Genomic DNA, 22,257 nt, shown 5'->3' with positions numbered 1-22,257 from the left:
CATCGCCGCCTTACATCACCAGATCGGCACGCTGTACGTCACCAGGAACCGGGTCTGGTTTTCATCGCGAAACGCCGCCGTTCCCGGAAAATCGTTCCGGTAGATCGACTTTCTCGCCAGCAGCCCGACGTTTTTCAGCGGGCCGCTCTGGATCACATAACCCAACTCCATCTGGAACTCACGCTCCTTGCGATCCTCGGCATTGAGGGCCGCCAGCTCGATATGGTCGCCACGCACGTAACGCAACCGGGTCCGCAGGCCGGGCACGCCGACGGCGGCGAAGTCATAATCGTGGATCGCTTGCCAGGTGCGCTCCTTGGCGTTGAGGAAATCCGAGCTCATGGTCATTTCACTCAAGCCCATCAGCTCAGTGCCGGACACATACGGTGTTGCCGTATCGCCGCTCGAATGCATGTAGCCCAGGCTGACGCGATGCCCGCCCAGGCGATAACCGACCAGCGCCGAGACGTTGCGGTTATCCACCTTGCCAGCCTTGGCGGCGCCCTCCTCGCGGCTGAAAAAACTCCGTAGATCGGTGGTCAGCACGCCATCACCCAATGGCAGGTTGTGCAGCAATGCGAAGGTACTCTGCTGGTACAGATCGGCAACTTCGGCGTGGTAGATGCGCAGGCCGAGGTCCTTGCTGACCTGATAGTCGCCTCCCACGTACGCCATGTGCGACGAGGTCGCCGCGCCGTTGAAACGACGATTGGGCGAGGCGATGCTCATCGGCTGGTAATCGGTGGAATCGCGCCGGGCGATGCGATCGATGTAACCGGTGTTCAGCGTCAATCCGTCGATGTCCTTGGAGCTCAGGGTTGTCCCGCGAAAGGTCTGCGGCAATAGCCGCGACGGGCTGGCGAAGGCAAACGGCAGGAAAATCGAGACATCGCCGGTCTTTACCGTGGTTTGCCCGAAACGCAGCTTGCCGGTCACGCCCAGCCGCGAATAGTCATCCGCCGCGCGCTTGTCGCTGCTCGACACCGGCAGCAGTTCAGTGCCGCTGCGGTCCGGCGAGGAATCGAGCTTGATGCCCAGCAGCCCCCGTACATCCAGGCCAAATCCGAGCGTACCGGGGGTAAAGCCCGACTCGACGTTCATGAACACGCCTTGGGCCCACTCCCGGGCCGCAGTCTTGGCGCCGTCGTCCTTGTAATCGCGATCCATGTAGTAATTTCGCAGGGTCAACGTGCCGTGGCTGTCGTCGATGAAGCCTTCTGCCAGCGCCACGCTGCAAAGAAGACTCAGCCCGGTTCCGGCCAACCAGTGAACGAGCGGTGAAACAGGGATCGCCGCCTGGGCGTCCCGGATGATATCTGGCATGTTCGATGTCCGCTTTTTGTTGTTGTTTTCTATCGAGGCAGCCCCGAGTGGAGGGCTGTGCGGACAGAGAATGGAAACGGCCCGGTACTTCGTCAATCGGCAATGTCCGATAATCGAACGTTAATATAATTAACCAATATCGCGACTGTTTCTCCTATGGGTATCAAGCTGCTGAATTTCCAAGAGAAACCGAAAATTTTTCGGGTTTGCTCCTCGCGATTCATTTTTTAGTTAGCTTTGTTAATCTTAATCCCACGCTGCAGGGTTCCCTCCGAGCCGCAGTCCCGACAAAAACAATAAGAGGATTCGCCATGAACCATCCGCCGCGTCGTGCGACGTTGACCATTGCCCTGTGTTTCATCGTCGCGCTGATCGAAGGCTTTGATCTTCAATCGGCCGGCACCGCCGCCGCCGGCTTGCGACAGACCTTCGCTCTGGACCCGAAGATGATGGGCTGGGTCTTCAGCGCGGGGATCATCGGCCTGCTGCCAGGGGCGTTTTTCGGCGGCTGGATTGCCGATCGCATCGGCCGCAAGAAAATCCTGATTGCCGCTGTCCTGCTGTTCGGCGTGTTTTCCCTCGGCACCGCGTATGTCGAGCAGTTCTCCAGCCTGCTGCTGGTGCGCTTCATGACCGGCCTGGGACTGGGCGCCGCCCTGCCCAACCTCATCGCGCTGTGCGCTGAAGCCGTGGGCGAACAGCGCCGTGGTACCGCCATCAGTGTCATGTACGCCGGGGTTCCGCTGGGTGGCGCGCTGGCGGCAGTGGTCGCCATGACCTTTGGCGAGCACTGGCAGATGACGTTCTTCATCGGTGGCCTGGCGCCCTTGCTGGTGGTGCCGTTGATGCTGCTGTGGCTGCCGGAGTCCAGCGCTTTCAAGCAGATACGACACGTCGCAGGCGAGGTCCGTGGTTCGACCGGTCAGGCGCTGTTCGGCGAAGGCCGGGGGCTGACAACGCTGGGCCTCTGGTTGAGTTATTTCTTCACCCTGACGGTGATGTACATGCTGCTCAACTGGCTGCCTTCTTTGCTGGTGGAACAAGGTTTCAGCAAACCCCAGGCCGGCCTGGTGCAGATGCTGTTCAACATCGGCGGGGCCCTGGGGTCGTTGATCGGTGGTTTGTTGCTTGACCGTTTCAACGCCGTCAAGGTAGTGCTGTTTGTCTATGCCGGCCTGCTGAGCGCCCTGGCCGGGGTCGGTTTGTCGGTGGGCATCATGCCGATGGGCATCGCCGGGTTTGCCGCCGGGTTGTTTGTCATGGCGGCACAACTGGTGCTTTATGCCTCGGCGCCGCCCTCCTACCATACGGCGGTACGTGCTACCGGCGTCGGCGCAGCCGTTGCCATCGGGCGCCTGGGCTCGGTGGCCGGGCCTTTGGCCGCCGGCCAGATCCTCGCGGCCGGCGGCGGGACCACCGCGGTGTTGCTGGCGACTTCCCCTGGATTGGTGGTGGCGACGTTGGCCATCCTCAGCGTGATCCGCCGCTCGGCCGGGCCACGGTTGGGCACGGCAGAGCCGGTGGCGCAGAAATCCTGACGGAGCTATTGCTCCCACATCGGACTTTCGGCGGTCATGACAAAGGTCTACGCCAAGTTCCTTTGTGGGAGCGAGCCTGCTCGCGAAGGGGCCTGCACGCTCAGCCTATTCACCGACTGACGCTCCGCTTTCGCGCGCAGGCTCGCTCCCACAGGATGACCGCTTCAGCCCCTCACCCAGCGCTCGCGCCGGCTCAGTTCAGGCTTCTTTTCAAACACCTTCCGCGGCAACAGCCACCATGCCAGGGCCGGCAGCAGGATCAGGGCGCCAAGCATGTTCACCAGGAACATGAAGGCCAGCAAAATCCCCATGTCGGCCTGGAACTTGATCGGCGAAAAAGCCCAGGTCGACACCGCCACCGCCAATGTCATGCCTGTCAGCAACACCACCTTGCCGGTGAATAACAGCGCCTGGTAGTACGCCTGCGCCAGGGTGTCGCCGGCACGCATACGGGCCAGGATCACGCTGAGCACATAGAGCGCGTAATCGACGCCGATGCCCACGCCCAGGGCGATGACCGGCAGCGTCGCGACTTTGACGCCCATGCCCAGCCCCACCATCAGCGCCTCGCACAGAATCGAAGTGAGCATAAGCGGCAGCATCGCGCAAAGGGTGGCGCGCCAGCTGCGGAACGTCAGCAGGCATAACAGGCTGACCGCGCCGTAGACCCAGAAGAGCATCTCGCGCATGGATTTCTTCACGACGATATTGGTCGCCGCTTCAATCCCCGCACTGCCGGCCGCCAGCATGAACTTGACCTCTGGCAACTGATGCCCGGCGATGAACTGCTCGCTGGCCTCCACCACGCGGTTCAAGGTGTCAGCCTTGTGATCGGCCAGGTAGACGTACAGCGACAGCATCGAGCAGCCCTGGTTGAACAGCTCTCGCGGCGCGCGGGTTTGCACGGCGCCCAGCGCGCCGTCGTTGGGGATCAGCTCATACCATTTGAAATTGCCCTCGTTATACCCGGCCGTGGCGATCTTGCTCAGCGCCGCCATCGAGGTGGTCGATTCCACGCCGGGCAATTGCTCCAGTTGCCAGGCCAGCGCGTCGACCGCTGACAGGCTGGCGTAACGGGTGCACTGATCCTCCGGGGTCTTGATCATGACCACAAAGATGTCCGAGCTGGCCGCATAGTTTTGCGTCATGAACAGCGCATCGAGGTTGTAGCGCGAGTCGGCACGCAGCTCCGGAGCGCCGGGGTCCAGGTCGCCGATCTTCAGGTGCAGGCTCACGGCAAAACCAGACGCGGCCAACAGCAAGCCAGCCAGCATGGCGCCAATGGCCCAGCGCCGCTGGGTGAACAGATCGAGCACGCGCCACAGCGGATGTTTGATCTGCGCTTGCTGTTCGGTGGTTTCCGCACTCAGGCTGCGTTGCGCCGCTGCCGGGCTGACGCCGATGTAGCTGAGCAGGATCGGCAAGAGGATCAGGTTGGTGAAGATCAGCACCGCCACCCCGAGGCTGGCGGTGACCGCCAGGTCCTGGATCACCCGGATGTTGATCAGCAGCAACACCGCAAAGCCCACCGCATCACAGAGCAAGGCAGTGATGCCAGCGGCGAACAGCCGGCGGAAGGTATAGCGCGCGGCAACCACCCGGTGGGTGCCCCGGCCGATGTCCTGCATGATGCCGTTCATCTTCTGCGCGCCGTGGCTCATGCCGATGGCGAACACCAGGAACGGCACCAGTGCCGAGTAGGGGTCCAGCTCGTAACCGAGCAATGCCAGCAGCCCCAGTTGCCAAAGCACGGCGGCCAGCGAACAGGTCACCACCACCAGGGTGCTGCGCGCACAACGGGTGTAGCCGAACAGCACCATCACCGTCACCAGTACCGCCACCACGAAAAACAGCAGGACCTGGGTCATTCCCTCGATCAGGTCGCCGACGATCTTGGTAAAACCAGTGATATGGATCCGCAGGTCGTCGGTCTGGTACTTGTCTCGCAACGCCTCCAGTTGCCGGGAAAACTCACCATAGTCCAGCGCCTTGCCCGTCTGCGGGTTGATCTCCAGCAGCGGCACGAAGATCACACTGGACTTGTAGTTGCCGGCGACCAACTGGCCGACTTCACCGGAACGGCCTACGTTGGTGCGCACCTGTTCGATGCTGCTGGCCGAACCATCATAGTCGTCAGGGATCACCGTGCCGCCATCGAGCCCCTCCTCCGTCACGGCGGTCCAGCGCGTGGTCGGGGTCCATAACGATTTCATGTAGGGGCGGTCGACGCCCGGTAGCAGATAGAGCTCATCATTGAGCCTGGCCAGAGTATCGAGATAGTCCTTGGTGAAAATACTGCCCTGCCTGACCTCCACGGCGATACGCAGCGAATTGCCCAGGCCGCTCAACTCACTGCGATTCTCCAGGAAGTTGGCGACGTAGGGATGCCCGGTGGGAATGGTCTTCTCGTAACTGGCATTGATACCGATGCGCGTGGCTTGCCAGCCCAGCACCAGGGTCACCAGCAGGCACAGCAGGATTACCAGCGGTCGATGGTTGAAAATCGCCCGCTCGGCGAAATTGCCCGACGCCCGGTCGAAGTCTTCCTGGCGGCCGATCACGGTTTGGATTCTGTCGTCTTTCAAGTTTGACTCCTGTTGCACGAGCCGCGGCCCGATAGCGCTACACCGTGAAGTTTCAAGGTTTACTGGAGCCTCGCGGATCCTGGTCGGCGGCCACGCCGCTCAAACCGACGCTGGCGAGGCTGCCATCGACCGCCTGTTGCACGGCGGCGACCGTGCCACCGCTGCGGCTCTGACGCTTGTCAAAGCTGCGGCCCTGGTCATGGCTGAATAAAAACTCACCACCCTGGCTGGCCAACAACAGGCTGCCGTCGCGCAGCTCAAGCGCTGCCGCCAGCGTCGACTCGATAGCGGTCTCAAGGCGTCGCCAACTGTTGCCTCGATCATCCGACCACCAGGCATTGCCACGCAGACCATAGGCAATCAAGGCCCCGTCGCGGGTGCCGAGCAGGCCGAAAAAACTGCCTTCATACGGTGACTTCAAGGCGTGGAACGACTGTCCGCCGTCGCTCGAACGCAACAGCAGGCCGCGCTCTCCCGTCAGCAGCAGGTCCTTGCCCACGCCGCGGACGCCATACAGGTTCAAGCCCTGCGGATTGTCGACATGGCGCATCCACGGCTGCCAGCTGCGTCCGCCGTCGTCGGTGCGGTAAATCTGGTTGTAGGCCCCCACCACGTAGCCGTGCAATCGATCAATGAAGTACAGGTCAAGGAACGGTTTATCCGGTCCGTCGGCGAGCATATGCCGAGCCTGCGTCAACTGGCTGGCACCGCCGGGCTGATCGGCATCGCGCTCTGCAACCTGCATCGCCAGGGCGATCGCACGCTCGCCGTCGAGTTGTTTTTCCCAGGTTTCGCCGCCGTCCCGGCTGTGCAGTACCACGCCCAGATGACCGACCGCCCAGCCCTGTTCGGCATCGACAAATTGCACCGCCGTCAGGCTGACGCTGACCGGCACCTTGGCCTGGCGCCAATTCATTCCGGCATCGTCGGAAAGCAGCACGATCCCGCGCTCACCGACCGCCACCAGGCGCTCACCGGCCCGGGCCAGCCCGAGCAATACCGCGCGCGGCGCCTTGGCCGTTGGCAGCGCCGGTTGCTGCAGTACGGCCAATGTCGTGGCCTGCGCGACCCAAGGCACGCTCGCCCACAGGCAGCACACCAGGGCACAAACCGTCCATAGCGGACCGCGGCTCGCGAAGATTTTTTCAACGTTCATATCGTCATCCCGCCTGGAAAATCGTCAGTGGCCGCGCCGAACTCCCTCGTCACGGCCACCACTGGTTCAACGCATGTTTTCGTTGGCCATGGCATCCGGCGTGAAATAGGACGCTGAAGGCTTCGCGACCTTCTGGTATTGGACTGTCAGGTCGTTGCTCGACGAATTGAGGAAGTAGGCCCCGGTGTCGAGGTTGTAGCTGCCCCACATGACCTGTGCGGTCAGGGCCGGCAGGTCCGGTGCCAGCAGCGTCAGCGAATACATCTGCCGGCCGAGCTTGCCCTGGGCGTCATAACCGTCGGCCATCAGGATCTGCCAGGAGTCTTCGTCGACGTAGTAGGTGCGACGCGGCACGACATGGCGCTTGCCGGATTTGAGCGTGGCCTCGACGACCCAGACCCGATGTTTCTCCCAGCGCACCAGGTCAGGATTGAGGAAGCCGACCTTGACCAGCTCGTCGCTCTTGGCCAGCGCGGCGCGGTTATTGTTGTAGGGGACGATCAGTTCTTTTTTGCCCACCAGCTTGAGGTCGTAACGATCGGTGGGCCCGAACAGCATGAACGCCTCGTCGAACAGGCCGACGCCGGAGGTCACGAAGTCCGGTGTGTCGTAGGCAATGTTCGGTGCACGACGAACCCGGCGTTGACCGACCAGGTACTGCCAGGCCGCACGATTGGCCGGGTCCAGGTCCCAATGGGTCATCAGGCCCTCGCCGGCCTTGGACGAGGGCAATTCGGTGAACAGCTTGCCCAGCAGGTACTTGCCCGAATAGTTTTCCAGGCTGCCGCCTTCGACGTAATAGGGAAACTGATAGGTGTACTGGGCCCGGGTCGCCTGGACTTTCTTGCCACCGGCGGTCATCAGCCAGGTATCGAACGGCGAGCTGATGGTGTCGCCGCCCTGCCAGGACAACCGATAGTTCCACAGCACCTGCGCACCGTTCTCAGGGATCGGGAACGGGATGCCGCCATAGGCGTTGGAGACTTTTTCGCTGTCCACGTCGAGTGCGGCGCGCGTGGCATTCTTGCTGGTGTTGTCGTACACCCATTGCGGCGCGGCGGCCGAGCGATGGGTCGGGTACACATCCAGGCGATAGTCCGGATATTTCTTCAGCAGCAGCTGGGTGCCCTCGGCCAGTTGGCCGGCGTACTGCGTCATGTTCGAGGCCTTGATCGAGTACAGCGGTTTCTCGCCGGCGAATGGATCGGGGCGCTTGTCACCCGGTTTGTAGCCGGGCGCGACCTGGGTATAACCGCCCTGCCAGGCCGGGATGCTGCCATCGGCGTTGCCGGCGCGCTCACCACCGAAGGGGGTCAGATCGGTTTTCAAGCGCGCGGCCTGCTCAGGCGATACCGCCGCCTGCGCCAGGCTCATGCCGGCCAGGGCAAGGGCGAGGACGCAGGTGTTCAGGAATGCTGGGTTCTGCATGGCGAATCCACCTTGTTAGAATGAGGTTTTTAGGTAGAGCGAGACGAAGTCGCGGTCGGCCAACGACTGGCCGTAACTGAAATTGCCGTCCTCGCGCAGCCCGGCCTTGGGTGCGCCGAAGAAGTTCACGTAATTGAGGCCGACATCCCAGCGCTGCAGGTAGGTGGCTTTGAGGCCGACGCTCCAGTCACCGGAATGGGTATTGCCGAAGCCGGATTTATTAACCGCCGATGAACGTCCATCAAGCACGATCCCCATGCCGATCGGCACGGTGAGGTCGATCCCGTCGACGATCTGGAAGTACGCCGGCTCCATCAATACTCGCAACGCGGTGGCATCCCGGGTGGTATTGGAATCCAGCGCCGCTGCGTTCTCGGTCACGCTCAGGGTGCGGTTCCAGGCCAGCTCGGCCAGGGCCGAGCCGCCGTCCCAGAAAGCGCTGGGCGACAGCAGGTAGATCGCCGACAGGTTGACGTGCGCGGTCTTGCCTCGCGCGAACAGCGCATCGTCGCCACCATCGGCCTGCATGCCGGGCGTCACTACCTGCAGGTTGCTCACCAGCGGCGCGTTCCAGCGCACCGACGATTCACCGGCAAAGTTGAACGGACCGTAAGCGGTAGAAAAGCTGACGCCGGCGGTCTTGATGTCTTCGGCGTAGACCTGGCGATAGGAGCCGAGGATCGGCAGTCCGCTGGCCGCAGCCGCCGGACCGTCCAGGTAGGCATACAACCCGATCGGCGCCTTGTCGTGATACTGGGCCGCGTAGAAACCCAGCTCCAGCTCGGTGCCGGCCGGCTTGAAGCGGATCTGCATACCGCCCTGCCCCGAATTGCGCGGTTTCAGGTCGCCGCCATTCACCGTGTCGTTGCCGAATACCTCACGCAGCGGACCGCTGCCGTAACCGATAGCGTCGGCATCGCTCAGGTAGCTGCCGGCGCCGGGCAGGTTGGAACGTTCCCACTCGAACTGATAGTAGGCGCCCACCGACAGCTGCGGGTTGATCTGCAACTGCCCGGAAATCTGATTGACCGGACGCAGGATCTCCTTGAACTGTGTGCCCGGCACGCTGAGCAATTTGACCACATCGGTCGGCCCCTGGGCATTGGCAATGCCGTTGCCGCCGTAGAACAGGCTTTCGCCGTAGATCAGGCTGTGGCGTCCAAGACGCGCCACGCCTTGGGAGTCATCCCCGAGGTCTCCGCGCAGGAACACGAAGGCATCGAGAATCTCTGCGTCGCGTCCATGCAGCTCACGGGTTTCGCTGAGAAAATGTGGCTGCTCGCTGCTGTCGGTGTCCTGGTTGTAGATATCGTCGTACCAGGCCGCGCCGCTGACCCGCAGCCCGTAGTTTTGCCGGCTGAGGTCCATTTCGGAAAACAGGTCGAGACGGTTGGAGACCAGCCCGCGGCTGAAGTTCTTGTCGCCCTGGCTCTGGATCGAGGGGTACAGGCCATTGGCGGTCGGCGCGTTGACCAGACGGCTGTCCTGTCCGTGCAGGCGCCAGGCCTGACTGTACTTGATGGTGTTGTCCCAGCGCAGTTTCCAGTCGGAGTCGCCCAGGTCCATTTGCATGGCCTCGGCCCTCTCGCCCATCACACCGCTGCTGCAAAGCGCCAGGAATAGCGCGCAATGCTTGAAACCAAAGCTGTCTTTGAGGTTGTCCATGGGGTGCTCTCATTATTGTTATTGTTTGGCATGGCTTTGCTGCGACCCGCGCGGGTGGCGGCTTGGGTTCTCAGACGTAGGTGGAGGCCAATCCACCATCGACGGGCAGGTTGACGCCGTTGATCCAGCGCGACTCGTCGGCACACAGGAAGGCGATCACCGCCGCTACCTCATCGGCGTAGGCGGGACGTTTCATGCGATGGGCATCGGCCTGGGTCCGGGCCTCGCCGAGCATGCTCACGAAGTCGTCGAGGATGGGCGTGAAGACCGGCCCCGGCGCGACACTGTTCATGCGCACCGAATGCTCCAGGAACCAGGGTTGGGCCTGCAGGTAGGTCCAGACGATCAAGGCTTCCTTGAAATACTGGTAGCAGGTCTGGTCCGGCACCGGGTGGTCAGCCAGCCAGGCTTGCCCGGCGGCAAACCCTTCGCTGCGCGCCAGCGCCTTGTGCTGCTCTACGCGTAGCGGCCATTCGGCGCCAAGGATCGAGGCGACATTGACGATGCTGCCGCCCGCATTGATGCGCGGCAGCAACGCCTGGCTGAAGTGGCGCAACCCGAGGTAGTTGACCCGCGCCAGCAGTTGCGGATTGGCGGTGCCCGGCACCCCGGCAATATTGCACAGGCTATCGAACCGTGCGGGTAGCTGCGGCAGCAGGCGGTCGATGTTCTCGGCGCTGCTCAGGTCGCCCTGTACAAAACCGTCCAGGGTCTGGTGCGGCGCCTTGAGGTCCACGCCGATCACCTGGGCGCCGTGGGCACGCAGCAGGCTCGCCGTGGCGGCACCGATGCCCGACGAGACGCCGGTCACCAGCACAATCTTGTTGTCGAGTTTCATGTTGAGTCCTCTTGTTATTTTTATCTGCCCCGTTGAAACCGACCGGTCAGAACGGATAGACAGGCGCCTTGTCCTTGACCGTGACCCACTGCCACTGGGTGTATTCGTCCCAGTCCGCCGGGCCGCCGACACTGCCGCCATTGCCCGAAGCGCCGCGCCCACCGAACGGGTTGATGCACTCGTCGGCGACAGTCTGGTCGTTGATGTGCAGCATGCCGCAGTGCAACCGCTCGCCAATGGCCATGGCCCGGCCCACCGACGGTGAAATGACCGCCGCCGACAGGCCGTACTCGCTGCGATTGGCCAGCTCGATGGCTTCCTCGTCGCTGGCGAAACTGACCACGCTCGCCACCGGACCGAAGACTTCATCCTCGAAGGCACGCATGCCCGGCTTCACGCCGCTGAGCACGGTCGGTTGATAAAACAAACGGTCGTAGTTACCGCCGGTTTCCAGCCTCGCCCCGGCGCGCACGCTGTCACTGACAATGTCGTGCACGCGTTGCAACTGGCGTTGGTTGATCAACGGTCCGAGCGCGGCTTCCTCGCGGGCGGCGTTGCCGACGGTCAACGCCTGGGCCTTATCCACCAGTTTCTGAATGAGCGCCTGAGCAATCGACTCATGGGCGAGGATCAACCCGGTGGCCATGCAGATCTGCCCCTGATGCAACCAGGCGCCCCACGCGGCATTGCGGGCGGCGAGGTCCAGGTCGGCGTCTTCGAGGACGATCAATGGGTTTTTGCCGCCCAGCTCCAGCGCGACTTTCTTGAGGTTGCGCCCGGCCACTTCGGCCACCTTGCGACCGGCGCCGGTGGAACCGGTGAAGGCGATCATCTTGACGTTGGGATCACGGCACAGCGCTTCCCCGGCGTCGGCCGCACCGGGCAATACCTGCAGCAAGCCCCTGGGCAGGCCCGCGGCTTCGAAGAGACGGGCAATCAGAAAACCGCCACTGACCGGTGTTTGCGGATCCGGCTTGAGCACCACCGCATTGCCCGCCGCCAGGGCCGGTGCCACGGAGCGCATCGACAATACCAGCGGGAAGTTGAACGGTGAGATCACGCCGATCACCCCATGGGGCAAGCGCCGCGCATAAGACAGGCGCCCGGCCTCGCTGGGCAGCACCACGCCATGGGCTTGAGACAGCATGCCGGCGGCCTGATGCAACAGCACGATCGCCTCGCGCACCTCGTGTTGGCCCTTGAACAATGCCGCGCCGGTTTCCCGTGCGACATACAGCGCCAGTTCCGCGAAGGAGCGTTCGGCGACGTCAGCCGCCTTGCGAAAGATCGCCGCCCGTTCCCGTGGACCGAGGGCAGCCCAGGCCGGTTGCGCCAGGGCCGCATCGCGACTGGCCTTGGCGATATCGGCCGCATCGGCCGAAGCACTGCGCATCAGCGCCTCACCGGTGGCCGGCTCGATGATAGTCAGCAACGGGCCCGAGGCAGGCACCCAGTTCCCGTTGAAGACACATTCGGACGCGATCACCTGGGCTAGCAAGTGGTTTTCGGATGCAGACATTTAAAGCTCCCGGCTCTTTGTTGTTGTCATCGTTTGCCACGCCTTGCCGACGCTGGCGCAAACGCCGTAGGTGTGGCTGAGCAAGCCGTGTGCCGAATTCACCCGCGGTCCTGCACAAACTTGTCGCAAGGCTCTGGATCAAGGCTCCCCGACTGGCAAAGGGCAACGTCGCTGGCGTCGAACCAGCCGCTGGCCGATCGCCACTTGTTCATTTGATAAAGTTATGCTTAATAACTATCTGGCCAGGTGTTCATTTCGACTACCACCATCAGGGGCAATAACAATGAATAATCCCCACTGTCCGCTGCCGGAGCGGATCGCTGCCGAGCCTTTTCGTCCACGCGGCGATAGCAAGGAACTGAGCGACAGCAGCTCGCCAACTCCGGCAGAACTGACCAACTGCCTGTTTTTCTCCCCCGATGACGGGCGTATCTGGCTCAACGACCAACGCATGTTGTTGCTGCACAGTTCGTCCTTCGGCGCGTTGCGTCGGGAAATCATCGAGCGCCAGGGACTGGAGCAGGCCCGGGGCATGCTCACCCGCACCGGCTATTGCTCCGGCGCCCGGGACGCCCGGCTGATTCGTGAACGCTGGCCCCACGCCGACGCTGCCGCGGTGTTTCGCGCAGGCACCCACCTGCATACCCTCGAAGGCATGACCAAGGTCGAGCCGCTGCATTTCAAGTTCGATGCGGAATCGGGGTTTTATGAGGGGGAATTTCTCTGGCACCACTCCTGCGAAGCCGACGAACATATCGCCGCCTATGGCACCGGGCAGGATCCGGTGTGCTGGACCGAGCTGGGTTACGCGATCGGCTTCGTCAGCGGGTTGTTCGGGCAACTGGTGGTCTTTCGCGAAGTGGAATGCCGGGGCATGGGGCATGAGCGCTGTCGTGTCGTCGGCAAGACCGCCGAGCAATGGGGCGATATCGAGCGCGACCTGAGCTACCTGAATGCCTCACAACCGGCGACACCTTTGCCGTCCGGCGCCAGGCCCGACCCAATGGCTGCCAGTGATCCGCTGCCTGACAGCGAACAACCGCTGATTGGCGCCAGTGCGGCGTTCAACGCGGCGACGCTGGCTCTGCAGCGGGTCGCCTTGACACCGGCCACCGTGCTGGTCACCGGCGAGTCTGGCGTGGGCAAGGAAATGTTCGCCCGTCAGTTGCACCAACTGAGCCGTCGCCGCCAGGGGCCGTTCATCGCCCTCAACTGCGCGGCGATACCCGACAACCTGATCGAAGCCGAACTGTTCGGCGTCGAGCGCGGTGCCTATACCGGCGCCACTCATTCACGCCCCGGCCGTTTCGAGCGGGCCGATGGCGGTACGTTGTTCCTTGATGAAATCACCTGCCTGAGCCTGGCCGGCCAAGGCAAGCTTTTGCGCGCGTTGCAGGAGCGGGAAATCGAACGGGTCGGTGGCGGCCATGCCATCAAGGTCGACGTGCGCGTGGTCGCGGCGACCAACCTCGATCTGCGCAAAGCCGTGGCCCAAGGCGAGTTTCGCGAAGACCTGTTCTACCGGCTCAATGTCTACCCCATCGCCCTCCCGCCCTTGCGCGATCGCCGCGATGACATACCGTTGCTGATCAATGCCTTTCTCAAGCGCTTCTGCCGGGAATACGGCCGTACACCGGTGGGCCTGACCATGCGCGCCCTGAAGATGCTGCTGCGCTACGACTTCCCTGGCAACGTGCGAGAACTGCAGAACCTCATCGAACGCGGCTTGATTGCCAGCGAAGAAGGCCAGGCCATTGACCTGGTGCATCTGTTTCGCGACGAGCAATTGCCGGCGGATGCGTATTCGGTGGACGGCAATGGCGGGCTCACGTCATTGGCGCCGGCCGCGAGCGACGCTGCGGCGAAGGCGCCGCTGTTGCCGTCGCTCAGTCAATGGGACGCGGACTTCTCCATCGACGGCCTGGAGTCGCGCCTGATCAACGAAGCCCTGCAACTGAACAGCGGCAACCTGGCGGCGGCAGCCAGGTCGCTAGGCTTGAGCCGGGCGCAGTTCGCCTATCGATTGAAGAAACACCAACGCAATATCGACGAATAAACACAGACTCAGTGGGAGCGAGCCTGCTCGCGAAGACATCGGCCACAAACTCCGTGGCGAGGGAGCTTGCTCCCGCTGGCCTGCGCAGCAGGCCCCTGCATTTCTTCAGGCAGACCACAGTAGCCTCTTTGCGACTGCTGCGCAGCCGAGCGGGAGCAAGCTCCCTCGCCACGGTTTTTTTTGTCAGTCCAATACTGCCCGGTGCTGGAAGCGCTCAATCCGTCGTGCTCGCCGTCAGCACACCCAGGGTCCGGCGCCCGGGATTCCAGATGCTCAGGCACCACACGCCCCACCACTCCAGGCCATCAGCGAAATAGTCGCTCCAGGGATCCCGGGCGGGATCGGGCTCGTCGCTGGCCAATCCGTTGAAGTTGAAGTTGTCGACCCAGTCCAGCACCACCACGCCGCTATCCGGCACAAGTCCGAGCAGTTCAAGCCACTCTTTGAACAGCGCCTGGGGTGTGTCGTTGATAAAGCGGGTGCTGTAGGGCGGCTCGCAGAACGCGTCGTACAAGGCATAGGATTGCGGGTTGCGTTCAGTTTTTCCCGTACGCATGAGCCGGATGATCTGGTCCTGACCCAGCGCCTTGGGAATGGCCTTGCCCAGGTCCCAATGCATGCTCGGTGGGGCGATATCGGCATAACGCGGATCAAGGCGCAGTTGGCGATCTCGTTCAAACCATTGCGCCTCAATGTACTGGAACAGCCGGTCCACGGCCTGGCAGTGCAACGACTGATCGACGATCTCATCCGCCTCGGGAGCAAGCACCAGGAATTCGAAGGCGCAACCGGCCGCCTCCATTCGCTGGCGCAACGCTTCACTGGCTGCCTGCTCGACAATGCTCAACATGCTCGCTCCGCTAACCCTTCACACAGACGACCTGACGCAGCGTATGCAGCACTTCGACAAGTTCACGTTGTGCATGCATTACCTTGTCTATGTCTTTGTATGCCATCGGAATTTCATCAATCACCGCAGCGTCTTTCCGGCATTCCACATGGGCGGTCGCGCGGACCTGATCCTCGACGCTGAAACGCTTTTTCGCCTCGGTCCGGCTCATGACCCGGCCGGCACCGTGGCTGCACGAACAAAACGATTGCTCGTTACCCAGGCCGCGCACGATAAAACTCCTGGCGCCCATTGAACCGGGGATGATACCCAACTCGCCTTTTCTGGCCGATACCGCGCCCTTGCGCGTCACCAGTACGTCGTGTCCGAAGTGTCGCTCTTTCTGCACATAGTTGTGATGACAATTCACCGCTTCCAATGCCACTTCGAACGGTTTGCCGATGACCTGCCGGGCGGCGCGTATCACCGCGTCCATCATCAGCGCCCGATTCTGCCGGGCGAAATCCTGGGCCCAGCCCACCGCTTCGACATAATCGTCGAAATGCCGGCTGCCCTCCTCGAAGTAGGCCAGGTCACGGTCCGGCAGATTGGCGAGGTGCTGGCGCATGTCGGCCTGGGCCAACTGGATGAACAGATTGCCGATGGCATTGCCCACGCCCCGGGAGCCGCTGTGCAACATGAACCAGACCCGGTTGGCCTCATCCAGGCACACTTCAATGAAATGATTACCGCTGCCCAGCGTACCCAGATGCTGACGGTTGTTGGTCCGGGCCAGCTTCGGGTATTTGTCGGTAATCGCCTTGAAGCGCGCGGCCAGCGCGACCCACGCCTGGTCAGCCTCGCGTGGGACATTGCTCCAGGCGCCCTTGTCGCGTCCTCCATGGCTGAGGCTGCGCCCATGGGGCACGGCTTTTTCGATGGCGCTGCGCAGGGCCTGGACGCTGTCCGGCAAATCGGCGGCATCGAGCGAAGTGCGCGCGGCGATCATGCCGCAACCAATATCCACCCCCACCGCCGCCGGAATGATCGCGCCCACGGTGGGGATCACGCTGCCGATGGTCGAACCCTTGCCCAGGTGCACATCGGGCATCACCGCCAGGTGTTTGAAAATGAATGGCATTTTCGCCGTGTTCATTAACTGCTGGCGGGCTTCGGCCTCCACCGGCACGCCCTCGGTCCAGAGCTTGATGGGCTTGCCGTTGGCGACTTCCAGCAATTCGTAGGTTTTCTCGTGCATGGTCGCGGTTCTGTTCAATGACGAGCCGCGCTTGATTGCCGGCTCAGAATTTCGACACTGGGCATGAACGCAGATTCAGCGAGGATTTGTCGAACGCGGTTGCGTGTCTGGATGTAGCGAGCAGGAAACAACGCCCCGGCGATAGTCGCTGGGCGTCTGGTTCATTTCGATGCGGAAATGCCGATTGAAGTTGGACAGGTTGTTGTAGCCCACTTCAAAACAGATGTCGGTCACCGCCATTTCGCTCTGCGACAGCAGCCGGCAGGCGCGCTGGACCCGGAGCTTGCGCATCAGGTCGATGAATCCATGGCCGGTGATGCGTTTGAAGAAGCGCGAGAAACCGGGTTCGCTCATGCCCAGTTGCCGGGCGATCACCGACAGGCGCAGGTCGCCGGTCAGTTCGGCTTGCAGGTATTCGAAGGCTTTCTGGATGCGCGCCGAACTGCGTTCATCGAGCGACGGCGCGTAGCAAGGGCTGGCCAGGCACAGGACATCGCTCTCGCGGGCGCGACCAAGGGTGTCGAGCAGTTCGAAAAACAGTGCCAGCCGCGCCACGCCCCGGGCCGGTCCGATCGCTTCGAGCAACTGCGCGGCGCGCCGCGCGGTGCCGCCATTGAAGGCCAGGCCACGGCGTGCCCGTTCGAACAGGCGTTGCAGGTTTCCCAGTTCCGGCAGTGTCTGGCGCAGGGCCATGAAGGCAGCACCGTCGAACTGCAACACCACATCGCGCCCGGCCAGATGCTCGCCGGGCGCCAGGTCGCCCATCCAGTCGTGGGGCAGGTCCGGACCGATCATCGCCACATGGCCGGGCCCGAACGGGCCGATGTAGTCACCCGCCAGCAGCCTGCCGCTGCCCCGACGGATCAAGTGGATTTCAAACTCCGGATGGTGATTCCAGCGCGCCATTGGATAAGGATAGTCATGCTCGTACCAGCGAAAGCTGTGCTCGGGCTCAGGCAGGATGACCTCCAGCTCGGGCGGGCGCTGGTCGTAAAGCAGCGTTCGGTGATCAGGCATGTCGCGCCTCTCTTATCGTTATGGACCGCACCATACGCTGGCTGCCCAGCGGTCGCCAGCTTCGCCCTGACGCGCCACCGATACTTTTTTAACCGACAGGCTGGAAGGTTAAAAAAGTATCACGCAACGATCCTCTGCGTGTTTGTCGACCTTCGGTGGCACTGCTGTAATCCCCATCGACAACGACGGATCCGTCCTGCTGCCCAAGCAATGACGGTTCATCCAATACCCGTGGCGAGGGAGCTTGCTCCCGCTCCGCTGCGCAGCAGTCGTAAAACCGGTGAATGCGGTTGACCTGACGAAACGCATTGGCCGTTTTTGGGGTTGCTGCGCAACCCAGCGGGAGCAAGCTCCCTCGCCACAAGAGCCACCGACCTTCATTTTTGTTATCAGAACAGGACCATCCCCCATGAAACGACTGCAAGGAAAAAGCGCACTGATCACCGGTGCTGCCCGCGGCATCGGCAAGACATTCGCCCAGGCCTATATCGATGAAGGCGCGACGGTGGCGATTGCCGATATCGATCTGGACCGGGCCCAGGCCACCGCCAGCGAACTGGGCGGCAACGCCTATGCGATAAGAATGGATGTGACGGACCAGGTCTCGATCGATCAGGCGATCGAGGCAGTCGTCGCCCGGGCGGGCAAGCTGGACATCCTGATCAACAACGCGGCGCTGTTCGATCTGGCGCCCATCGTCGAAATCACCCGGCAAAGCTACGAACGGCTGTTCTCCATCAACGTGGCCGGCGCCCTGTTCACGCTGCAGGCCGCTGCCCGACAGATGATCCACCAGGGCCATGGCGGCAGGATCATCAACATGGCGAGTCAGGCCGGCCGGCGTGGCGAGGCCCTGGTGGCGGTCTATTGCGCCTCCAAGGCGGCGCTGATCAGCCTGACCCAGTCCGCCGGGTTGGATTTGATCAAGCATCGCATCAACGTCAACGCCATCGCTCCTGGCGTGGTGGATGGCGAGCACTGGGACGGCGTCGACGCGCTGTTCGCGCGCTACGAGAACCTGCCGCTGGGGGAAAAGAAGCGTCAGGTCGCTCGGCAGGTTCCCTATGGCCGCATGGGCACCGCCCAGGATCTTGCCGGCATGGCGGTTTTCCTGGCCTCGGCTGACAGCGAATACGTGGTGGCACAGACCTATAACGTCGACGGCGGTAACTGGATGAGCTGACGCATCGCAGGTTTTACGGCCTTGAGACGATGAAAATGGACCTATTCGCCTGAAAATTGATCCCACTACTTGAGGAGCGTCCCGAACGGTACCAAACGGTGCCGTCCAAGGGATTTCAAGAGAGCGTGAATACCGTTGCCCCAGCGGGGCAAAAATTGCGCATCATAGGCGCCGTCCGCTCAAGGGAGATTTACATGCGTGCCATTTTTTCCGTCATGCGTCTTGCCGCGCTGTCGCTGGGGCTGACGTTCGCCGTCAGTGCGGTAGCCACCGAAGAGACGAAACTGGTCGAGTCCATCAATCTCTACCGCAGCCAGTCCCAGAGCTGCGCCGGCCAGGCGTCCCTGGAGCTGCCGCCGCTGGCGATGGATTCGCGGTTGATCCTGTCGGCCAATGGCATCGGCGATCTGCAACAGGCGTTGGCCCGGGCGGCCTATCCGATGGTCAACGTGCAAGCGATCAGCCTGTCCGGGCCGCGCGACGCGCAAGCGGCGATGAAGGCCGTGCAGGAAAGTTTCTGCCAGGTCGTGCTGGACCCGCAGTTCATTGACGTCGGTGTCAGCCGACTGGACCGCGAATGGCGCATCGTCCTGGCTCGCCCGCTGTTGTCGGCGCGCCTGGGCGATTGGCAAGCCGAGGGCCAGAAACTGCTCAAACTCATCAACAGCGCCCGCGCGCAACCGCGCCGCTGCGGCACCGAAGCCTACACCGCGACCACTCCACTGGCCTGGAACGCCACCCTGGCCCTGGCGGCGGTGAATCACACCCGAGCCATGGCCAACAACAACTTCTTCGACCACAAGGACCGCGATGGCCGCACGCCCGGCGACCGCGCCGAACTGGCCGGCTACCTGGGCCAGGCCATCGGCGAAAACATCGCCGCCGGGCAAGACACGGCTTTGAAGGTGGTGGACGGCTGGCTGGCCAGCCCCGGGCATTGCGCCAACCTGATGAACCCGCAATTTCGCGAACTGGGAGCCGGGTACGCGGTGGACCCGAAAAGTGATGCGGGGATCTACTGGACGGCGATGTTTGGTACTCAATGACCGGTGCTGGCCGGGCTTGCGCCTTCGAGAGCAGGCTCGCTCCCACAGAAGAGCCCCTGAGGAGTCATTCGGGGTATGCCGCGTTCAATGTGGGAGCGAGCCTGCTCGCGAAGGCGGCCGACCACCCCTCATCAAGCGCCCGCCTCACCCTCCCGCAAAACTCGCCGCACATGTCCCATGAACTGGCTCAACGACGGCGATTGGGCCACCGGCTTGCGCTGCAACAGCCCGATCGAGCGCTTGGCCGGCTGATCGATTGGGGTGACAGCGCACTGTTCGCCGATGTTGAACACCGCCGTGCAACTGGCCGGCAATAAAGAGAATCCCAGCCCTTCACGGACCAGCGCCGTGGCCGTGCTCATATGCGCCACCTCCCAGGCGGGGATTGCATCCACGTTCAGATAGCGCAGCGCCGCGTCAGCCAAAGGCCGGATGCTCGTGTCCGGCGTCAGGGCAATGTAGGGCTGGTGCGTCCACTCCTCCTGGTCGTCACCCCGCGAGTGTTTGTGGCTCAGCAGTACCAGATTGTCATCCAACAGGCGCTCGAAGCTCAGTCCGGACAGGTCCTCAGGCAGCGAACTGATGCCGGCGTCTACCTCGCCGCGCTGCACCCAGCCGAGGATTTCTCCGGCGCGGCCATCCAGCAGGCTCACCGTCACACCCGGGTTTTCACGCTGGAAAGCAGCCATGGCGATCGGCAGAAACGACGCGGCAGCCGTGGGCAAGGCCGCGAGTCGAAGCGTGCCGCGACTCAGGCTCAAGGTGTCGCGAGCATCGCGCACGGCATCGTCCATGTCCCGCAGCATGCGCCTGGCCTGGGGCAGGAAATGCTCGCCGGCAGGCGTCAGCTCGACGCTGCGGGTATTACGCGCAAGCAGCTGCAAGCCCATGCTTTCTTCCAGTTTGCGGATGCTGTAGCTCAGCGCCGGTTGTGACAGGTGCAGCTGTTCCGCGGTGCGGGTGAAGCTGGAAGTCTCGGCGATGAGGATGAAGGCTCGAAGCTGTCGGAAAGAAACGTTCATGACCGGCTCATAAAATTACTGGATCAATTGATTCTATCTTTAAAATTCACAGAATAATTCTGTCTCTCCACTATGGGGCCACCCTTCAGTGGAACACGAACATGACAAAAACAATTCTCGTCGGGTGCGGCGCAGGTTTTGCCAATGATCGACCCGACGCCGCGCTGCGCCTGGCCCAGGACTTGGCGCAACGCAGCGGACAGCGTTACATCATGCTGGAGCTGCTGGCTGAACGGACCCTCGCCGAGGCGCAATTGCGCAAGCGCCTCGATCCACGGTCGGGCTACTCCGCGCGTCTGTTCGACTTCCTCGAACCCATGCTGGAGATTTGCATCGAAGCCGGCATTGCGATCATCACCAACGGCGGCGCAGCCAACCCCAGGGCCGCCGCGCAACGGTTACGCGACGAATTGGCCGGGCGTTTCCCGGCGCTGAAAATCGCCTGCGTACTGGGCGACGACCTGCTCGAAGAAACGCCTCCACGCTATGAACAATGGCTGTCGCCGAGTGCCGATGAACAGCCGGTTTCGGTGAACGTCTACACCGGAGCCGACGGTATCGTCCAGGCACTGGCCGAGGGCGCTGGCATCGTGCTGTGTGGCCGGGTTGCGGATCCGTCCCTGGCGGTAGGCGCGATCCGCCATGGGTTGGGTTGGAAGGCCGACGATTGGCAAAAAATGGCCGTCGCGACCGCCGCCGGACATCTGCTGGAATGCTGCGCCCAGGTCACTGGCGGCTATTTCGCCCACCCCGGGATGAAGGATATCCCGGACCCGGCCAACCTCGGCTGCCCGATCGCCGAAATTCACCAGGACGGCCGCTTGATCATCGGCAAGACGCGCAACAGTGGCGGACGGGTCAGCGAGCAGACCGTCAAGGAGCAATTGCTTTATGAAGTCCATGATCCGCGACGTTATCTGACGCCGGACGTCGTGCTGGATCTGGGCGTGGCCCACGTACAGGACCTGGGGAACGACCGCGTGGAAGTCACTGGCGTGATCGGCCATCCGCGCCCCGACACCCTCAAGGGCCTGGCGGGGATGCGCGGACTCTGGTTCGGCGAGGCCGAGATTTCCTATGCAGGCCCCGGTGCCGTGGCGCGCGCCGCCCTGGCGCGCGACATCCTGCTGCAGCGTTTCGATCGTCTGGCGCCAGGTGTACAGCCGTGGATCGACCTGTCGGGAGTCGCCAGCCTGTTCAACGACCAGGGTGGCCGTTATCTGCAAAAACAACTGGCCCAGGCGCCTTTGCTGGAGGACGTGCGGGTGCGTATCGGCCTGACCCACACCGACCGATCGCTGCTCGAAACCCTCCTGGCGGAGGTCGAGTCGCTCTACACCAACGGACCGGCTGGCGGCGGTGGCGTCCGGCGCCATCTCGCAGAAGCCGTTACCACCCGCAGCTTCCTGCTGCCGCGTGATGAAATCCATACAGCCCTGGAGTGGTACTGATGAGCCTGGTCACCCTCGCCGACTTCGCCCACGCCCGTGCCGGCGACAAAGGCAACATCCTCAGCATCGCGGTATTTCCCCACGACCCGGCCCATTATTCCTGGCTCCTCCGGGAGCTGAGCTGCGAGCTCGTCGCCGAGCAGTTCGCGACGCGCCAGCCCTCCAGGGTGCATCGCTATGAACTGCCGAACCTGAAGGCGTTGAACTTTGTGCTCGAGGACGCCCTGGAAGGCGGCGTGAATCGAAGCTGCGGTCTCGACCGCCATGGAAAAAGCCTCAGCTACCTGCTCCTGGCCGTGCGCCTGCCGGGACCGGAAGACTGAGCAACTCGCCGCCCGCAACA

Annotated in this window: 17 protein-coding genes; 6 read left to right on the top strand and 11 right to left on the bottom strand. The window is 62.7% G+C overall.

Annotated elements, in window-relative coordinates:
• Positions 1 to 15 precede the first annotated feature (15 nt).
• Positions 16 to 1,323 carry an OprD family porin gene (locus PSH78_RS12600; protein ID WP_305500898.1) on the bottom strand — a complete coding sequence of 436 codons (1,308 nt, stop codon included), beginning with the start codon at positions 1,321 to 1,323 and terminating at the stop codon, positions 16 to 18.
• A 311-nt stretch (positions 1,324 to 1,634) separates the two neighbouring features.
• On the opposite strand from PSH78_RS12600, the gene mhpT reads away from it, so the two are divergent.
• Positions 1,635 to 2,861, top strand: coding sequence for a 3-(3-hydroxy-phenyl)propionate transporter MhpT (gene mhpT, locus PSH78_RS12595; protein ID WP_305500897.1), 1,227 nt, complete (start codon positions 1,635 to 1,637; stop codon positions 2,859 to 2,861).
• Positions 2,862 to 3,025: 164 nt separating this feature from the next.
• Here mhpT and PSH78_RS12590 read toward each other — a convergent pair whose 3' ends face one another.
• The 6 genes from PSH78_RS12590 to PSH78_RS12565 all read right to left on the bottom strand — a co-directional run bounded on the left by PSH78_RS12590 (position 3,026) and on the right by PSH78_RS12565 (position 12,052).
• Positions 3,026 to 5,446 carry an RND family transporter gene (locus PSH78_RS12590; RefSeq protein ID WP_305500895.1) on the bottom strand — a complete coding sequence of 807 codons (2,421 nt, stop codon included), beginning with the start codon at positions 5,444 to 5,446 and terminating at the stop codon, positions 3,026 to 3,028.
• Positions 5,447 to 5,498: 52 nt separating this feature from the next.
• Positions 5,499 to 6,602, bottom strand: a complete 1,104-nt coding sequence (locus PSH78_RS12585; RefSeq protein WP_305500894.1) for a YCF48-related protein — start codon at positions 6,600 to 6,602, stop codon at positions 5,499 to 5,501.
• Between the two features lie 66 nt (positions 6,603 to 6,668).
• On the bottom strand, positions 6,669 to 8,030 hold the full coding sequence (locus tag PSH78_RS12580) for a DUF1329 domain-containing protein (protein WP_305500892.1): 1,362 nt from the start codon (positions 8,028 to 8,030) through the stop codon (positions 6,669 to 6,671).
• A gap of 15 nt (positions 8,031 to 8,045) precedes the next feature.
• Complete coding sequence (locus tag PSH78_RS12575) at positions 8,046 to 9,695, bottom strand: DUF1302 domain-containing protein (RefSeq protein ID WP_305500890.1); 1,650 nt, start codon at positions 9,693 to 9,695, stop codon at positions 8,046 to 8,048.
• A gap of 70 nt (positions 9,696 to 9,765) precedes the next feature.
• Positions 9,766 to 10,533 (bottom strand): coniferyl-alcohol dehydrogenase, encoded by a 768-nt coding sequence (locus PSH78_RS12570; protein WP_305500888.1) that lies wholly within the window; start codon positions 10,531 to 10,533, stop codon positions 9,766 to 9,768.
• Between the two features lie 46 nt (positions 10,534 to 10,579).
• Positions 10,580 to 12,052 carry a benzaldehyde dehydrogenase gene (locus PSH78_RS12565; RefSeq protein ID WP_305500886.1) on the bottom strand — a complete coding sequence of 491 codons (1,473 nt, stop codon included), beginning with the start codon at positions 12,050 to 12,052 and terminating at the stop codon, positions 10,580 to 10,582.
• Between the two features lie 283 nt (positions 12,053 to 12,335).
• Here PSH78_RS12565 and PSH78_RS12560 point away from each other — a divergent pair, with 283 nt between their 5' ends.
• A complete protein-coding gene (locus tag PSH78_RS12560) occupies positions 12,336 to 14,108 on the top strand; it encodes a sigma-54-dependent Fis family transcriptional regulator (protein ID WP_305500884.1) in 1,773 nt (590 codons plus the stop codon).
• A gap of 214 nt (positions 14,109 to 14,322) precedes the next feature.
• On the opposite strand, the gene PSH78_RS12555 is transcribed toward PSH78_RS12560, so the two are convergent.
• The 3 genes from PSH78_RS12555 to PSH78_RS12545 form a co-directional block, all read right to left on the bottom strand.
• Positions 14,323 to 14,958, bottom strand: coding sequence for a hypothetical protein (locus PSH78_RS12555; protein ID WP_305500882.1), 636 nt, complete (start codon positions 14,956 to 14,958; stop codon positions 14,323 to 14,325).
• A 10-nt stretch (positions 14,959 to 14,968) separates the two neighbouring features.
• Positions 14,969 to 16,195, bottom strand: a complete 1,227-nt coding sequence (locus PSH78_RS12550) for an RtcB family protein (protein WP_305500881.1) — start codon at positions 16,193 to 16,195, stop codon at positions 14,969 to 14,971.
• A 75-nt stretch (positions 16,196 to 16,270) separates the two neighbouring features.
• Entirely contained in the window at positions 16,271 to 17,212 is a 942-nt protein-coding gene (locus PSH78_RS12545; protein ID WP_305500879.1) for an AraC family transcriptional regulator, read from the bottom strand.
• Between the two features lie 409 nt (positions 17,213 to 17,621).
• Here PSH78_RS12545 and PSH78_RS12540 point away from each other — a divergent pair, with 409 nt between their 5' ends.
• Together PSH78_RS12540 and PSH78_RS12535 are read left to right on the top strand one after the other, a co-directional pair.
• On the top strand, positions 17,622 to 18,395 hold the full coding sequence (locus tag PSH78_RS12540; RefSeq protein WP_305500877.1) for an L-iditol 2-dehydrogenase: 774 nt from the start codon (positions 17,622 to 17,624) through the stop codon (positions 18,393 to 18,395).
• Between the two features lie 194 nt (positions 18,396 to 18,589).
• Positions 18,590 to 19,441, top strand: a complete 852-nt coding sequence (locus PSH78_RS12535) for a CAP domain-containing protein (protein ID WP_305500875.1) — start codon at positions 18,590 to 18,592, stop codon at positions 19,439 to 19,441.
• A 131-nt stretch (positions 19,442 to 19,572) separates the two neighbouring features.
• Here the strand turns inward: PSH78_RS12535 and PSH78_RS12530 are convergent, their stop codons facing one another.
• Positions 19,573 to 20,463 carry a LysR family transcriptional regulator gene (locus PSH78_RS12530; RefSeq protein WP_305500874.1) on the bottom strand — a complete coding sequence of 297 codons (891 nt, stop codon included), beginning with the start codon at positions 20,461 to 20,463 and terminating at the stop codon, positions 19,573 to 19,575.
• Between the two features lie 101 nt (positions 20,464 to 20,564).
• On the opposite strand from PSH78_RS12530, the gene PSH78_RS12525 reads away from it, so the two are divergent.
• A complete protein-coding gene (locus PSH78_RS12525) occupies positions 20,565 to 21,914 on the top strand; it encodes an acyclic terpene utilization AtuA family protein (protein ID WP_305500872.1) in 1,350 nt (449 codons plus the stop codon).
• Positions 21,914 to 22,237: a hypothetical protein gene (locus PSH78_RS12520; protein ID WP_305500870.1), complete on the top strand. Its 324-nt coding sequence runs from the start codon at positions 21,914 to 21,916 to the stop codon at positions 22,235 to 22,237. Before PSH78_RS12525 ends, PSH78_RS12520 begins: the two co-directional genes overlap by 1 nt.
• The last annotated feature ends 20 nt before the right edge of the window (positions 22,238 to 22,257 follow it).

The sequence above is a fragment of the Pseudomonas sp. FP198 genome (genome assembly GCF_030687895.1).
GTDB lineage: Bacteria > Pseudomonadota > Gammaproteobacteria > Pseudomonadales > Pseudomonadaceae > Aquipseudomonas.
The sequence above is the reverse complement of the archived record's forward strand: the minus strand, read 5'-3'. Positions and strand labels throughout refer to the sequence as shown.

Bases quoted from the DNA above. Each gene is read 5' to 3' on its own strand.
- PSH78_RS12600 (WP_305500898.1), bottom strand. From the start codon at position 1,323: ATGCCAGATATCATCCGGGACGCCCAGGCGGCGATCCCTGTTTCACCG.
- mhpT (WP_305500897.1), top strand. From the start codon at position 1,635: ATGAACCATCCGCCGCGTCGTGCGACGTTGACCATTGCCCTGTGTTTC.
- PSH78_RS12585 (WP_305500894.1), bottom strand. From the start codon at position 6,602: ATGAACGTTGAAAAAATCTTCGCGAGCCGCGGTCCGCTATGGACGGTT.
- PSH78_RS12580 (WP_305500892.1), bottom strand. From the start codon at position 8,030: ATGCAGAACCCAGCATTCCTGAACACCTGCGTCCTCGCCCTTGCCCTG.
- PSH78_RS12575 (WP_305500890.1), bottom strand. From the start codon at position 9,695: ATGGACAACCTCAAAGACAGCTTTGGTTTCAAGCATTGCGCGCTATTC.
- PSH78_RS12570 (WP_305500888.1), bottom strand. From the start codon at position 10,533: ATGAAACTCGACAACAAGATTGTGCTGGTGACCGGCGTCTCGTCGGGC.
- PSH78_RS12565 (WP_305500886.1), bottom strand. From the start codon at position 12,052: ATGTCTGCATCCGAAAACCACTTGCTAGCCCAGGTGATCGCGTCCGAA.
- PSH78_RS12560 (WP_305500884.1), top strand. From the start codon at position 12,336: ATGAATAATCCCCACTGTCCGCTGCCGGAGCGGATCGCTGCCGAGCCT.
- PSH78_RS12555 (WP_305500882.1), bottom strand. From the start codon at position 14,958: ATGTTGAGCATTGTCGAGCAGGCAGCCAGTGAAGCGTTGCGCCAGCGA.
- PSH78_RS12550 (WP_305500881.1), bottom strand. From the start codon at position 16,195: ATGCACGAGAAAACCTACGAATTGCTGGAAGTCGCCAACGGCAAGCCC.
- PSH78_RS12545 (WP_305500879.1), bottom strand. From the start codon at position 17,212: ATGCCTGATCACCGAACGCTGCTTTACGACCAGCGCCCGCCCGAGCTG.
- PSH78_RS12540 (WP_305500877.1), top strand. From the start codon at position 17,622: ATGAAACGACTGCAAGGAAAAAGCGCACTGATCACCGGTGCTGCCCGC.
- PSH78_RS12535 (WP_305500875.1), top strand. From the start codon at position 18,590: ATGCGTGCCATTTTTTCCGTCATGCGTCTTGCCGCGCTGTCGCTGGGG.
- PSH78_RS12530 (WP_305500874.1), bottom strand. From the start codon at position 20,463: ATGAACGTTTCTTTCCGACAGCTTCGAGCCTTCATCCTCATCGCCGAG.
- PSH78_RS12525 (WP_305500872.1), top strand. From the start codon at position 20,565: ATGACAAAAACAATTCTCGTCGGGTGCGGCGCAGGTTTTGCCAATGAT.
- PSH78_RS12520 (WP_305500870.1), top strand. From the start codon at position 21,914: ATGAGCCTGGTCACCCTCGCCGACTTCGCCCACGCCCGTGCCGGCGAC.